Raw genomic sequence first — 14323 nt, 5'->3', positions numbered from 1 at the left:
GGGACGGCCCAGCTGCCGGCCGGCGCCCGGTTGCCGGCCGGCGCCCGGTTGCCGGCTGACTCCGCCGTCGCGTCTGACTTCATGACCGCTCTCTTCAGCTCTTTCCAGGGCTCTTCGGGGCTCTTCGGGGCTCAGGTGACGGCGGCGCGCCGACGCAACCGGTGAAGCTGGTGCAGGCGTGCGGACACGGCGCCGAAGGCCCACGCCGGGGCGGGCGTGCCGGCCGGCCGCAGGAACAGCGCGGCGGACTCGGCCACGGCGCACGGCAGCAGACGGTTGAACCGGCTGCCCCGGCAGGCCGCCCGGAACTGCCCCCCGCCGTCACGGCCGTGCTCGGCCGCGAGGTGGGCGAACACCGGGTCCAGTGCGCGCCACCGGCCGTCGAGGTGGACCTCGCACCAGCCGTGGTCGTTGCCGACGAGACCGAGCAGGAAGCCGCGGCGGGCCCGCGCCCGGAACCCCTCGGCCCGCAGCCGGTCGGCGAGGACCCGCCCCGCCACGACGCAGTCGGCGACGCCCAGCTCCCAGGACCGCCGGTGGTCGGCGCGCAGCGGTTCGGCGATCGCCTGGTAACGCACCGCGCCGGTGTCCAGGGCGTCGAGGACGTCGTCGAACGCCGCGCGGATCCGGCGGTCGGTGACGTCGTAGTACTCGCCGGTGAGCCGGACGCGCACCTGGTACGGACTGCTCTGATGACCTTCGGTGACGATCGGCAGCGGCAGGCCACCGGCCGGGCCACCGGTCGAGCCGCCGGTCGGGCCGTCGGCCGAGCTGCTGGTCGGGCCGTCGGCCGGGCCGTCGGTCGGGCTGTCGGTCGGGCTGTCGGCCGAGCTGCCGGTCGGGCTGCCGGTCGGGCTGCCGGTCGGGCTGCCGGTCGGGCCGTCGGCCAGGAGTTCGACGCCCTCGGCGCCCAGGTCCGGGACCGCCACATGGAAGGTCTCGTCGCTGGCCGCCCGGTGTACCGCGACCGTCCAGTCCGCGGGGGCGAACCAGTCGTCGGGCTCGGCCGCCACGAACCGCATGAGCAGCCGCCTGGCCAGCTCGGGCACGGTGGCGCCGGTGCCCGAGTGCAGCCCCGCGTTGGCGACGTCGGTGTAGTCGAGCAGGCCGTCGACCTGCCGCAGGCCGAGGGCGGCGACCCCGGCCTCGTCGGTGCGCAGCACGGTGGCCGCGTCGGCGAGGGTGGTGTCGAAGACCGCCAGATCCGGCGGGGTCGGCTCGAAGCGGCGGCTCACCCGAGGCCCCTGACGAGTCACATGAGCTCCTGGACGAGCGCGGCGAGGTCACGTGCGGTGACCGCCTCGAACGGGACGTCGTCGGGGATCGTCACCCCCAGAACATCCTCAAGATCCACCACCACGCTGAGGATCACCACCGACTCGATCCTCGGCAGCAGGTGCATGGGGAGATCGAGGTCGATGTCGGCCTTGTCCATCTGCAGCCGGTTGGCCAGGGCGGTGGCCACCGCGTCCTCGACGGTCCGCGTACTCATGAGGCGTCCTTCACGGGTCTTCTGGTAGCCCTTACGGCTTTCCGGTGGCCTCTGCCGTGCTCCGGTAGAGGGCCCTGGCGGCGTGGCGGCGCACCTTGCCGGAGCTGGTGCGCGGGATGGAGCGGACGGGCACGGGATGCACGGACGCCACCGCGGGGCCGAGCTCGGCGGCGATGGCCGCCTCGACGGCGTTCACCAGGACGGTGGCCGCCGCGCCTGCGAGCGGCGTCTCGACCAACACCGCGATGTGCTCGACGTCGCCGTCCCCGGCCTGCAGGGCGGCGCAGACCCGGACGTCGAAGCCCTGGACGCGACGCGCGATCTGTTCGACGTCCTCGGCGTAGTAGTTCTGGCCGCGGATGACCGCCATGTCCTTCAGGCGTCCGACCACGAACAGCTCGTCCTCGGCCTCGAAGCCGAGGTCGCCGGTACGCAGCCAGCCGTCGGCGGTGAAGGGCTGCCGCTCGGCGGGCAGCCCGAGGTAGCCGCCCATCACGGCCGCGCCGCGGACCTGTATCTCGCCGACCCGCCCGGGGGCCGGGGCGTCGACCCGGACGGCGATGCCCGGCGCCGCCGTGCCGCAGGAGACGACCTGGCGGGCGCACGCGGCACCCGGGGTGACATGGACGGCCCGGTCGCCCGGCGCGAGGGCGAACCGGTCGACGCTGAGGTGCCACGGCCGCTCCGCCAGCGCCGCCAGGCTGATGACGAGCGTGGCCTCGGCCATGCCGTAGGACGGCAGCATCGCCTCGGGCCGGAACCCGCAGGGGCCGAACACCCGGTTGAACGCCTCCAGCGTCGACCACTGCACGGGCTCGGAGCCGTTGCAGGCCAGCCGCCAGCCGGACAGGTCGAGCCCGTCGGGAACCCCGTCGGCCTCGACCGTGTCGACCAGGCGCTGGTAGGCGAAGTTGGGCATGGGCAGCACGGTGGCGCCGGACGCCGCCGCGGCGGCCAGCCAGCCACGGGTGTCGCGGATGAAGTCGGTGGTGCGCCAGAGATGGACCGAGCACCCCCTGGCCAGGTGCGCGAGCGTGCCGAACAGGCTCATGTCGTGGAACAGCGGCGACCAGATGCCGATCTCGTCGGCGTCGGTCAGGCCCAGGCCGCCGTCGATGGCGGCCAGGCCGGCCAGGACGTTGTCGGCGGTCAGCGCGACACCCTTGGGTGCCGAGGTGCTCCCGGACGTGTACTGGATCACCGCGAACTCGTCGGCCGGGTTCTCGTCGACGGAGTTCTCATCAGCCGTCTCAGCCGTCTCAGCCGGCCCGGCCGGGTCGGGCACCCGCGTGATGTCGACCAGCCGGGCGCCCGGCGGTGCCGCGAGCCGGCTGAGCAGGCGCGCGCTCTGCTCGTCCACCAGCAGGGCCGTCAGCCCGGCGTCCTCGACGACGCGGCGCAGGTGCCGCTGGTAGCCCTCGCCGCCCCCGAACGCCACGGGCAGCGCGACGGGCACCGCGGCGGCCCCGGTCCGGAAGCAGGCGAGCAGCCCGCGCAGCCAGGGCTCGCCGTTGGCCATCAGGATGCCGACGCGCCGCTGGCCGGCGATCAGCGTCGCCGTCCGCTCGGCGTCGGCCAGCAGGCGCGTGACGGGTACGGACCGTCCCTCGGACGGCAGGTGCAGCGCCGTCCGAGGACGGGCGTTGGTGCTCACCGCGGCCCAGAGCGCGTTCACCGGGTCTCCTCCCTGGATGCGTCCACGAGCCGCCGTGGGCAGCCGCCGTGGGGGTCAGGGGTCATGGCCGGCCTCAGCCCGTCAGCTCGTTGATGAGCGAGGTGTCGTGCTCGGCCCGGCGGAAGCGGGGGTGGTCGAGGACACCGCGCAGGAACGCGGCGGTGGTCACCACGTGCGGGCCACGCAGCCGCAGCTCGTCGAGCGCCCGGTCCATCCGCGCCAGTGCCTGCTCCCGGTCGGGCGCCCAGACGACGAGCTTGGCCAGCAGCGAGTCGTACAGCGCGGGGACCTGGTAGCCGGCGAAGACGTGGGTGTCGACGCGGACGAACGGGCCACCGGGCAGCGCGAACTCGCTGACCACCCCCGGGGTGGGCACGAAGCCGGCCGCCGGGTCCTCGGCGTTGATCCGGCACTCGATCGCCACCCCGCGCGGGACGACGTCGGCCTGCCCGAAGCCGAGCGGCTCACCGGCGGCGACCCGCAGCTGCTCGCGGACCAGGTCCGTCCCGGTGACCATCTCGGTGACCGGGTGCTCCACCTGGAGGCGGCAGTTGACCTCCATGAAGTAGAACCGGCCGTCGCCGTCCACCAGGAACTCGAACGTGCCCGCTCCCACGTACCCGGCCGCCCGCGCCCCCTGGACGGCCGCCTCGCACATCCGCTCCACGGTCCGCGCGGGCAGCCGCGGCGCGGGGGTCTCCTCCACGAGCTTCTGGTGCCGGCGCTGCAACGAGCAGTCGCGCGCGCCCAGGTGGACGACGTTGCCGTGGGCGTCGGCAAGGATCTGCACCTCGACGTGCCGCGCGGAGGCCAGGTAGCGCTCCACGTACAGCCGGCCGTCGCGGAACACCGTCTGGGCGCTGGCGCGGGTCTGGCCGTAGGCCCGCAGGAACGCGTCGGGCTCGTGCACCACGCTCATCCCGCGCCCGCCGCCGCCGGCCACCGCCTTGATGATGACCGGGTAGCCGATCCCGGCGGCGAACTCCGCGGCCTCGTCGGCGTGCTCGAGCGCGTCCCGGCTGCCCGGCAGGAGCGGCAGCCCCGCGTCCGACATGATCGAACGGGCGCTCGCCTTGTCGCCGAGACGGCTCATCACCGATGCCGGTGGGCCGACGAAGGTGATGCCCTCCTCCTCGCACACCTCGGCGAAGTCCGGGTTCTCCGAGAGAAATCCGTAGCCGGGGTGGATGGCGTCGGCGCCCCAGCCGCGTGCCGCCTCGATGACGGCGGGGATGTTGAGGTAGCTGGCCTTGGCCGGGCCGGGGCCGATCTGCACCGACTCGTCGGCGAACCGGACGACCGCCGAGTCACGGTCGGCTGCGGAGTGGACCGCCAGCGTGGCCAGCCCGAGCTCGCGGCAGGTGCGGGCGACCCGCAGCGCGATCTCGCCACGGTTGGCGATCAGCACCTTTTTGATCATCGGCCCGGGCCCGCCCGGTCGGCGTCGCCGGTGGCCACCGTCAGCAGGGGCTGGCCGTGCTCGACCGGGGTGCCGTCGGCCACCAGGATCTCCAGCACCCGGCCGGACGCGTCCGCCTCCACCGGGATCATCAGCTTCATCGCCTCGATGATCGCCACCTGCTGACCGCGGGTGATCAGATCACCCACGGTGACGAACGGCTTGGCCCCGGGCTCGGGAGCCTGGTAGAACACGCCCACGGTGGCGGCACGCAGGATGTGCGCGTCGGCGTCCGCCGCGGCCGACCCGGCCACCGGCGATGCCGGCCCGGCCTGCTGTTGGACAGGCCCGGTGCTGGCCCCCGGCACCGGTCGCACCGGCACCGGCGGCGCTGCCGGTGCGACCAGCTCGGTGGACGCCGGCGGCGCCGCGTCCGGCCAGGCGATCTCGATGAAGACCTCGCCGGCCGCCGCCCGCACCCGGCTGGGCACCCGGGACGTCTGCGCGCTCAGGGCGAGCAGATGATCGCGGAGTACTGTCATGATCTCGTCGAGCTCGCCGGCGCCGGGCACCGCCGTCCGCACCGGCGGGACCCCGTTGACCTGGACCGGGCTCATCAGGCGCTTTCCTTCTCGTCAAGACCGTCCCGGTCGCGGCCGCGCTGGTCACGGCCGTCCCGGTCGTCATCGGCACCGTGGCCGCCGACACCGGCCCGGTCGAGGTCACGGTCGAGGTCACGGTCGAGATCCCGATCAAGCTCATGGTCGAGCTCGCGGTCGTCGTCGAGTGCGGTGAGCGTGTCGGCGCCGAAACGGCGGAACCGCGCCCGGCGGCCGGTGACGAGGGTCATCTGGTCCCGCGGCAGCAGCCGCGCCAACGTGCTGGTCAGCGCGTCGCGCAGGGCGTGCGCCGCGAGCAGGTGGTCGCTGTCGGCGCCCCCCTCGGGCTCGGGCACCACACCGTCGACGATCCCGCCGCGCAGCAGCTCGCGGGCGTCCACCCGCAGTGCCGCCGCGGCCTTCGGCCCGGCGGCGGCGTCCTTCCACAGGATTGCGGCGCACCCTTCCGGACTGATCACCGAGTAGACGGCGTTGGCGCACATCAGGACGCGGTCGGCGATCGCGAGCGCGAGCGCGCCGCCGCTGCCGCCCTCGCCGGTCACCACCGCCACCACCGGGACGGGCAGGCCCGCCATCAGCCGCAGGTTCTCGGCGATCGCGACCGACTGCCCGTTGCGCTCGGCGTCGATGCCGGGGAAGGCGCCCGCGGTGTCGATCAGGGTGATCACCGGCAGCCCAAGCTTGGCGGCCAGCCGCATCGCCCGGGCGGCCTTGCGGTAGCCGGCCGGCGACGGCATCCCATAGTTGCGCGCGGACAGCTCGGCCGCGCTGTGCCCCTTCTGCGTGCCGATCACGACGACCGGTGTGCCCTCGAGGCGGCCGAGCCCGCAGACCATCGCCGGGCAGTCCTCCGACATGCGGTCACCGTGCAGCTCCGCCCAGTCCTCGATCATCAGGGCGATGTAGTCCAGGGTCGTCGGCCGGCCGAGCCGGCGGGCCAGCCGCACCGACTCCCACTGCTCCCGCGCGGGCAGCCGCTCCGGGTCGACGATCAGCGTGTCGCCCTCCGAGGGCCGCGGCACGGGCGGCCGCGCGGCCGACGGCTGGGACGCCGACAGCTGGGACGCCGACGGGCGAGACACCGACGGCCGGGACGGTGCGGGCCGCGGCGCGGGCACGGCCGTGCGCGCCGCCCGGCGGCTGCCCACGGTCAGCAGCCGGGCCAGGGTGGCGCGCAGCTCGGCCCGCGGCCGGATCATGTCGACGACGCCGTGCCGCAGCAGGAACTCCGCGGTCTGGAACCCCGCCGGCAGGGTCTGCCGGATGGTCTGCTGGATCACCCGCGGGCCGGCGAACCCCAGCCGCGCGCCCGGCTCGGCGATGATGATGTCCGGCAGCGTCGCGAAGGACGCGGCCACCCCGCCGAAGGTCGGGTCGGTGATCAGCGCCAGGGTGAGGATCCCCGCCTCGTCGAGCTGCCCGAGGGCCTGGCTGGTCTTGGCCATCTGCATCAGGGACAGCACGCCCTCCTGCATGCGCGCCCCACCGGAGGCGGTCACCAGCAGCAGCGGTGTGCGTTCCCGCAGCGCGGTCTCGGCCGTCCGGGTGACGGCCTCGCCGACCGCGGCGCCGAGGCTGCCCCCCATGAACCGGAAGTCCATGGCCGCCACGACCACCGGGTTGCCGTCGATGCGGCCGCGGGCGCTGACGACCGCCTCGGCCAGGCCGGTGGCGGCCCGCGCGTCGCGCAGCCGGTCGGCGTAGGGGCGGCTGTCGACGAACCCCAGCGGGTCACTGTCGGCGACGACGGTGTCCACCAGCGCCACGGACCCGGGATCCAGCAGTGTCGTGAGCCGTTCGACGGCGGTCAGCGGGGCATGCCAGCCGCACTCCGGGCAGACCCGCAGGGACCGGACGAACCTCTTCGCGTAGATGATCGCCCGGCATCCGCCACAGACCAGCCAGGAGGTCTCCCGGGCCGCCGTGCCGTCCCTGCCGTCCCTGTCACTCGTGCCGTCCGCCTGCCTGGGCAGGGTGACTGTCATGATTGCTCCCACCGGTCAGAGTCCCGCTGCCGCGTCGGTCCGCGGCGGGGACGGGATGTATGTGGCGCAGCGCGCGGGCAGGCGCACCCCCGCGGACCGCAGGTGGCCGACCCGGCTGGTGAAGGCGGCGCCGCGCATGATCTGCGCGGCGATGTCGGCCACCCGCCGGTTCTCCACCGGGGCCAGGTAGGTGCCGGCGGCCCAGGTGTTGAACGCGCCCATCGCCGGCCCGCACCAGATCTGGTAGTCCGTGGCCCGGCCCGGCTCCCCCGCGATGCTCCAGCCCGAGGACAGGCCGAGGTACCAGCGGAAGACCAGCGCCATCCGCCGCTTCGGGCTGTCGGCGGCGCGGGCGATCTGGTCGGGGTCACGTTCGGTGAAGAACCGCACGGTGTCCGCCCAGACGTCGTCCAACGGCCGCTGGAAGATCTTGCTTTCCAGGGCGTCCCGCTCGGCGGCCGGGATCGCCTCGATGCCGTCGTGGGCCCGGTAGACCTCGTACAGCCGCCGGGCCCGGCTCGCGAACATCGTCCCGCGTCGCAGGACCTGGACCTCGACGCCCATCTCGAACATGTCCGCGGACGGGGCCATGGCGCAGTCGGCCGTGCCCGCGCCGGCCAGCAGCCGCTTCGTCGCCGGCGACTGGGACGCCTCCACCGACGCCTGGTTGACCGACCCGGTCACCACGTAGGCCGCGCCGAGGGCGAACGCCGCCGCGGCGGCGGCCGGCGTCCCGATCCCGCCGGCCGCGCCGACCCGGACCTGCCAGGGCTGGCCCGACCCGGCCAGCTCACGCCGCAGCCGGTCACGCAGGGCGATGATCTCGGGGAGCAGGACGGTCAGTGGCCGGCGGTCGGTGTGGCCGCCGGAGTCCGCCTCGACGGTGACGTCGTCCGCCACCGGCACCCCCCGGGCGAGCTCGGCCTGCTCGGCGGTGACCAGACCGGCCTGAAGCAGCCCGCGGACGACCGGCTCGGGCGCCGGACGCAGGAAGCGCTCGGCGACCTCGGCCCGGGAGATCTTGGCGACCAGCCGGTTGCCGGCCCGCACCCGGCCGGAGGCCGCCCGGGACAGCCCGGCCAGCCGGTAGCGCACCACCTGCGGAGTCAGGTCGAGGAACGCCGACGCCTCCACGCAGCGCACCTGGTGGCGCAGGCACAGGTCGACCACGTCGCGTTCCATGGCCAGCTCGTTCGGGCTGTGGATGAGGTTGCAGGCGAACCCCGCGCCGGCGGGCACCCGCCGGCCGATCGTCGCCAGCGCCTCGTCGACGCGGGCCGGCAGCACCCCGGCCGCGCCGAAGGAGGCCAGGAAACCCGCCCCGGCCAGCGCCACGACCAGCTCCGCCGACGCGATCCCGTTGGCCATCGCCCCGGCCATGTACGGGTGGCGGACGCCGTGGTCGCGGGGGAAGTCCGGCGATCCCAGCCGCTCGGGCGGCGCCGGCGGCACCGCCGCGAGCACCTGTATGCCGGGGCCGAGCAGCCGCTCGTCGTTGGTGGCCGCGATCCCCCGGGCGTCCCGGACGACGAAGGCCGGCCGCTCCAGGGTGGCGAGCACGTCGTAGATCTCGTCCGCGCCGCGCGCGAGACCGGGCGCGCGGTCGGTCTCGCGGTCGGCGGCACGGCCGGTGACGCCGTGGCCGGCGTCCGCCGGCCGGCTGGGCGCGGCCGGGCCGGCCTGGGCGGTCACCATTGCGGGGCTCCTTCGTCGCGTAGCTCGACGGCCACATCGGTCAGTTCGTAGATGCGCATGGTCGGCTTCCACACGCTCGCGTCCGCCACCACCCGCACCCGGCCGGGCCGCCGCTCGACGGACTTGACGTGCACTTCGAGGGTGCTCTCGCTGTCCGTCGACAGGAACTGGCCGCGGTACTTCCAGATCATCGGCAGCCCGACCGGCAGGACGAACCCGGGCCGGGCGAAGCCCGCCGCGTGGCCGCCGTCGACGAGCCACTCCTGGATCGCCTGGATCATCGCCTCCACCCCGAGCGAGCCGGGGATGACCGGGTCCAGGACGAAGTGCCGGGCGAAGAACCAGTCGTGCGGGTCGATGGGGCGGGCCGCCCGCAGGTAGCCCTGCCCGTACCGGCCGCCGCCGTCGACGACCTCGACGTCGTCGAGCAGCGCGAGATGGCCCCGCGAGCACAGCGGCGCCGACGGATCGGCCCGGCGGGCGGCGACGTCGATGGTCCGCACCGGCGGGCGGGGCCGCTGCTCGTCCAGCCAGGTCGGCACGAGCCGGCCGGCGTCGAGCCCGCTCTGGCGGGCCAGCGCCGCCTCGTTGAAGTAGCCGAACATCGACTCGCCCTCGTAGACGGGCTCGTCGTCCACCGAGAACCGGTAGGAGAACTCCTGCAGCACCGACCCGGGCATGGGGGTGGTGGACAGCAGCGTCGAGTGCTGCCGGAGCGTCCTGTCCCGCAGGTCCACCTCGCGCAGCAGCGTGGCGCTGCCGCCGAGGTTGCGCAGGCTGTGCTCCCCGCCCAGGTCGGTGAGGGTGGCACCCAGGTAGTAGCCGAGGACGAGCGCCGACTGCAGCGAGGTCTCCATGTAGACGCAGTTCGGCATCGACGCGTTGGCCGTGTCCTGGTAGTACCAGGAGTCGGCCGGCGAGTCGTACTCGGTCTGGTGGGTGGCGCCCCCGCGCAGACTCTCCCGCTTCCCCCGCTCCCCCTGGACGGCGACGATCCGGTCGACCAGGCGCAGGCCGCCGTCGGGCAGCCGGGTCGCCCGGATGCCGCGGTAGCCGGAGAACTCCGGCCCCAGGGCGATGCCCGGATCCCCCTTGGAGCAGTGGGCCATGTGGAACTCGTTGAGCAGCACCGGCTCGCCGAGGCTGTTCCGGCGCCCGAGGAAGCGCGCCACGGTGCCACCGGCCTGCGGTCCGACCGGGACACCCGGCTTCTCCTGGACACCCAGCGTCACCCCCCGCACCCGGGCAACGACCTCACCGCTGGCGCGGAACTCGGCGTCGACGGACAGCCACGGCCGCGGGACGAGGTCGACACCGGTGACCTCCAGGGCCAACTCGACACCGGTGTCCGGCGTCGGCCCGAGGACCTCGACCTGATAGCGGTCCGGCCCGCCCGGCACGCCCGGCACGCCCGGCACGCCCGGCACGCCACGGACGAAGGTGGCGTCGGCGAAGCCCAGGTGCAGGCCCAGGTACAGGGCGAACACCTCGGCGGCCTGCGCGGCCGCCTCGCCGAGGAGCACGGCCCGCTCCCCCGCCGGTGTGACCTCTGCCTGGACGCCCCGCTCCGGCCCGGCCTGCCCCGGTACGCCCTGGGCCCGGGCCGCCTCGACCAGCCCGGTAGCCGCCGTCAGGCCCGCGGCCACGGCGCCCGGCCGCAGCCCGGCGCGCAGCGCTCCGTGGCCCCAGGCGCCGCCGCGCACGTCCAGGCCGTCCACCCAGCTCAGCAGCGGCCCGGGGGCCCCGGTCCGCGGCAGCGCCAGGCGGACCGCCGGGTTGGCGCCGTCCTGGTCGTAGGCGGCACCGAACACGCTCGCAATCGCCCCCTCGGTGAGACGGGCGAGATCGTCGGCGTCCAGCCGGCGCCGGTCGCTGCGCGCGAGCGGTTTGAACGCCGCCTCCGCGGACACCCGGATGGGCGCGGGTGCCACGGACGGCCGCGACAACACGCTCGGCCGCCCGCCGGCCACCTCGAACACCTCGGCGGCGACCGGAGCCGGGGCCGGGGCCGAGGCCGAGGCCGCGTCATCCTGGTGGGGACCCCCCTGCGCGCCCCGCGGGAGAACACTCTCCCGGGCAGCGGGCAGGGCTGGCCGGGCCGGGCCCGCCTGGCCGCCGGACACCGCCGGAGCGGGCGCCGGGCTCGCCGGGTCCGCCGGGCTCGCCGAGTCCGCCTGGTATGCCGAGTCCGCCTGGTATGCCGAGTTCACCGGCTGCCCGGACGCCGCGAGCGCCGCGAGCACCCGGTTCTGCACGCTCGCCTGGGCGCGCAGGGCGCTGGCGTGCGCGGCCACCACGACAGCCCGCACCTGCCGGGCGATCGAGGCCGCATGCTCGGCCGGTTCCCGCTCGCCGACGGGCACCACGGGAGAACCGCCGGGGACGGGTGGCCGGCGGGTGAAGCCGGTCCCGTCCGTGCTCCCGCCGGCCGACAGCGGCGAAGGCCCGGGCGGGCCGCCGAGACCGCTCTCACCCACAGTCACCGCAGCCGGCTCCGGGGACGGCTGGGCCGGGCCGGCAGGGCCGCCTCCGCCAGCGTCCCCGCCGGCCGGGCCGGGCGAAAGACCGGGTGCGCCGGTCGGGCCAGCCGCGCCAGCCCCGCCATCCCGGGCGGTGCCAGCCGACCACCGGGTGGGGTCGAAGGGCTCACCGTCGAACTCCAGGGCGTCGATCTCCAGGGCGTCGACGTCCACCACCTGGGACGCCACCTGCTCCGCTGTCATCGCCTGTCCTCCGTCGGTCTGGTCGAACCGGCTCGTGCGGGACGGACGGGGCCGGGGTGCGTCAGCGGCCGTACGGTCACGCCCCCTCCCCCGGCAGCCACCACCGCACGGCCGCGGCGAACTTCGCGGCCATGTCGGGAGTCCCGATCATCGACACGTCGCGCAGGCGCTGGAGCACACGCCCGCCGGGGCCACTGGCGGTCACCGTGACCGTGATGGAGGACGCGGCCCGCCGGACGTCGTCCAGGACGACGACGAACGGCTCCCCGTCCGGCAGCGGGGCGAAGTACTCCCAGCGCTCGACGGCCAGCGGCAGGCAGGCCAGGCCCGTCAGCCACCGGCCCAGCACCGACGGGCCGTGCAGCAGGATGTCGGCGAGCACCGGGCTGTGCAGTGCGCCGGCGAACGCCCCGTCGGCGATGGCCTGGTCGGCCAGCCGGCACTCCAGCACGACCCGGTCGTCCCGGCGCCGCAGGATGCGGCGGATGCCCTGCAGGGCCGGGCCGTGGAACAGGGTGCCCCCGGTGTAGATCTCCACACCGTCCTCGGGGCCGCTGCCCACCGCCTCCGCCGGCGGGGCGACCGGCGCGGCGGGCGGAGCCTCGGCCAGCACGAACGTGCCGACATAGTGCGAGACAGGCCGGCTGTTGCCAGCTCCGCCGCCGCTGCCGCTGCCGCCGGCGCCGGCGCTCGCGGAGCGGACGGCGGCCCGCACCGTCAGCCGGCCGTCCCGGGCCTCGGCCAGCGGCACCTCGACCTGGTACGCGCGGCTGTGCGCGCCGTCGAACACGATCCCCTTGTGCACCTCGAAGCCGCTGGCCTCGATCACCTGGAGCCCTGGGTGGGCGCGTTCGAGCACGTTGACCAGCCAGCCGAGCCCGAACGTGGCGGGCAGGACGGGGAAGGCGTCGATGCGGTGCGCCTGGAGCACCTCGGTGTCCTCGATGCCGGTCAGCTCGCGCCCGGCCGTGAAGGCCCGGCCGGGACGCGGGCCACTACCGTCGGTGAGCGCCTTGCGCTGGCCGACCAGCACGCACACGTCGTCGACGCGCTCGGGGCCGAACTGCTCCACGAACAGCCGCGCGCCCGTCTCGGGTGCCAGCAGCTCGACGCCGCGGGCGTGGAAGAGCTCCCGCAGATCGGCGGCGACCATCCCGCCGTCCCAGGCGCCCCAGTCGATGGCGGTGACGTGACGCTCGGGACGCTCCCGCTTCAGGCTGGCCGCGACCCGGCACAGCGCCTCGTTCGCGGCGGCGTAGTCGGCCTGGCCGGCGTTGCCGAACAGCCCGGCCACCGAGGTGAACAGGACGACGTGGCGGACCGGCGCGCCGTCGAGCGCGTCCAGGACGTTGCGCAGGCCGGCGAGCTTCGGGGTGAAGACCCGGCGGACGTCGTCGGGCGTCTTGGTGCGCACGAGCCCGTCCGCGAGGGTTCCCGCGCCGTGCACCACGCCCGTGACCCGGTCGCGGTGCGCCGCGAGCGCGTCCTGCACGGCGGCGGCGTCGCCGACGTCCACCTGCAGGTAGCTGGCCGCCGGGACGGATCCGCTCCCGGCCAGGGCGTCGAGCGTCGCGCGGATCTCACGCTGGGCCTGGATGTCGCGCAGGACGGCGTCGACCTGCCGCGGCGTCGGCGGCCTGCCGCCACCGGCCCCCAGGGCGGCGATCGCCGCGCGCTTGAGGCCGTCGTCGGCCACGCCCACGGCCCAGTCCGGCTCCGCGGTGAGCGCCGTGCGCCCGAGCAGCAGGAACTCCACCTGGCCGTGCTCACCGAGCGCCCGCACACAGGACGCCGTGACCCCTCGCGCCCCGCCCGTCACCACGAACACGTCGCCAGCGCCGACCGTGGGCACCGACGGCACCGCACCGCCCGTGCCGGCCGCGTCTGCGCCAGCCGCGGTGGACGCGCCGGCCGCGGTGGACGCCCGCGGCGACCCGTACGGCGCGGGGATCACGGTCCACCGGCGGCGGGCGGCGTCGACCCCCACCTCCAGGGTGTCCGTGGCCGCGTCCGCGATCTCGTCCAGCAGGACGGCGAGCGCGTCGTCGTCGCCGAGCACCGGGTCGATGTCGAGCGCGCGGGAGAAGATCGACGGTTCCTCGTGGGCGAGCGTCTTGACCACGCCGCCGACCCCGCCGAGCAGCGCTTCGGCGGCCTGGCGCCCACCGCGGTGACCGAGGCCGCCGTCGAGGCGGGTGACGGTCACGAAGGCGGCCCGGTCACCGGAGCGGGCGGCCGTGGCCAGCGGCACGCTGGCGTGCTTGGCCACCAGCACGGCGTCGGCAAGCTGCCGGACGCTGTCGTCCCAGGCGTCCTGCCGGGCGCTGTCGTCCCTGGTGCTGTCGCTCCCCCCGAGAACGGTGAGGAAGAGGTCGATCCTGCCGGTCGCGCCCAGCGCGCCGGTGACCGCCTCGGAGAGCCGGCGCTCGACGGCCTCGCCGTCCCATGCGGTCAGGCCGGATGGCCGGTCCCCGCCGGAGGCCGGCAGGCTCACCCGTGTCACCGTCCAGCCGGCCCGCTCGAGACCCGCCGCGAACGCCTCGCCTGCCCGTTCTTCGGAGCGGACGACGACGGCTACCGGGCCGGCCGGGTAGGGCTGTTCGATCCGGTCGACCGGGGGCAGCCCGACGAGCTCGACGGGGTGCCGCGCGGCCCGCTCGGCGGGCGGGGCCTGTTCCTCGGCGGACGGGGCCGCGGGCGTCTCCGTGGCGGCTGCCTGTGCCGGGGCAGGCGC

Annotated in this window: 9 protein-coding genes; all 9 read right to left on the bottom strand. The window is 75.4% G+C overall.

The window, feature by feature from the left end; all coding sequences use genetic code 11:
- Window positions 1-131: 131 nt before the first annotated feature.
- The gene (locus tag AC5LUJ_RS16155; protein WP_493465225.1) at window positions 132-1235 is read right to left on the bottom strand and encodes a transglutaminase domain-containing protein; all 1104 of its coding nucleotides are present in this window, start codon (window positions 1233-1235) and stop codon (window positions 132-134) included.
- 17 nt (window positions 1236-1252) lie between these two features.
- Window positions 1253-1492 (bottom strand): acyl carrier protein, encoded by a 240-nt coding sequence (locus AC5LUJ_RS16150; RefSeq protein ID WP_250285208.1) that lies wholly within the window; start codon window positions 1490-1492, stop codon window positions 1253-1255.
- 31 nt (window positions 1493-1523) lie between these two features.
- Window positions 1524-3167 (bottom strand): AMP-binding protein, encoded by a 1644-nt coding sequence (locus tag AC5LUJ_RS16145; RefSeq protein WP_493465224.1) that lies wholly within the window; start codon window positions 3165-3167, stop codon window positions 1524-1526.
- Window positions 3168-3240: 73 nt separating this feature from the next.
- Window positions 3241-4587 carry an acetyl-CoA carboxylase biotin carboxylase subunit gene (locus AC5LUJ_RS16140; RefSeq protein ID WP_493465223.1) on the bottom strand — a complete coding sequence of 449 codons (1347 nt, stop codon included), beginning with the start codon at window positions 4585-4587 and terminating at the stop codon, window positions 3241-3243.
- Complete coding sequence (locus AC5LUJ_RS16135) at window positions 4584-5183, bottom strand: acetyl-CoA carboxylase biotin carboxyl carrier protein (RefSeq protein WP_250291718.1); 600 nt, start codon at window positions 5181-5183, stop codon at window positions 4584-4586. The genes AC5LUJ_RS16140 and AC5LUJ_RS16135 overlap by 4 nt, the downstream gene beginning before the upstream one ends.
- Entirely contained in the window at window positions 5183-7171 is a 1989-nt protein-coding gene (accD, locus tag AC5LUJ_RS16130) for an acetyl-CoA carboxylase, carboxyltransferase subunit beta (protein ID WP_493465222.1), read from the bottom strand. The genes AC5LUJ_RS16135 and accD overlap by 1 nt, the downstream gene beginning before the upstream one ends.
- A 15-nt stretch (window positions 7172-7186) precedes the next feature.
- Window positions 7187-8866 (bottom strand): PfaD family polyunsaturated fatty acid/polyketide biosynthesis protein, encoded by a 1680-nt coding sequence (locus tag AC5LUJ_RS16125; protein ID WP_250286721.1) that lies wholly within the window; start codon window positions 8864-8866, stop codon window positions 7187-7189.
- Window positions 8860-11589 (bottom strand): hotdog family protein, encoded by a 2730-nt coding sequence (locus AC5LUJ_RS16120; protein ID WP_493465221.1) that lies wholly within the window; start codon window positions 11587-11589, stop codon window positions 8860-8862. The genes AC5LUJ_RS16125 and AC5LUJ_RS16120 overlap by 7 nt, the downstream gene beginning before the upstream one ends.
- A gap of 76 nt (window positions 11590-11665) precedes the next feature.
- Window positions 11666-14323 (bottom strand): SDR family NAD(P)-dependent oxidoreductase (locus AC5LUJ_RS16115; RefSeq protein WP_493465220.1); only part of this gene is annotated, 2658 nt, incomplete at its 5' end.

The sequence above is a fragment of the Protofrankia sp. CiP1_Cm_nod3 genome, from assembly GCF_982290655.1.
Note: the sequence above shows the minus strand (reverse complement) of the source record. Positions and strands in the feature narration are given on the sequence as shown.

Coding starts and splice junctions, on each gene's coding strand:
- AC5LUJ_RS16150 (WP_250285208.1), bottom strand. CDS start 1,492: ATGAGTACGCGGACCGTCGAGGACGCGGTGGCCACCGCCCTGGCCAAC.
- AC5LUJ_RS16140 (WP_493465223.1), bottom strand. CDS start 4,587: ATGATCAAAAAGGTGCTGATCGCCAACCGTGGCGAGATCGCGCTGCGG.
- AC5LUJ_RS16135 (WP_250291718.1), bottom strand. CDS start 5,183: ATGAGCCCGGTCCAGGTCAACGGGGTCCCGCCGGTGCGGACGGCGGTG.
- accD (WP_493465222.1), bottom strand. CDS start 7,171: ATGACAGTCACCCTGCCCAGGCAGGCGGACGGCACGAGTGACAGGGAC.
- AC5LUJ_RS16125 (WP_250286721.1), bottom strand. CDS start 8,866: ATGGTGACCGCCCAGGCCGGCCCGGCCGCGCCCAGCCGGCCGGCGGAC.
- AC5LUJ_RS16120 (WP_493465221.1), bottom strand. CDS start 11,589: ATGACAGCGGAGCAGGTGGCGTCCCAGGTGGTGGACGTCGACGCCCTG.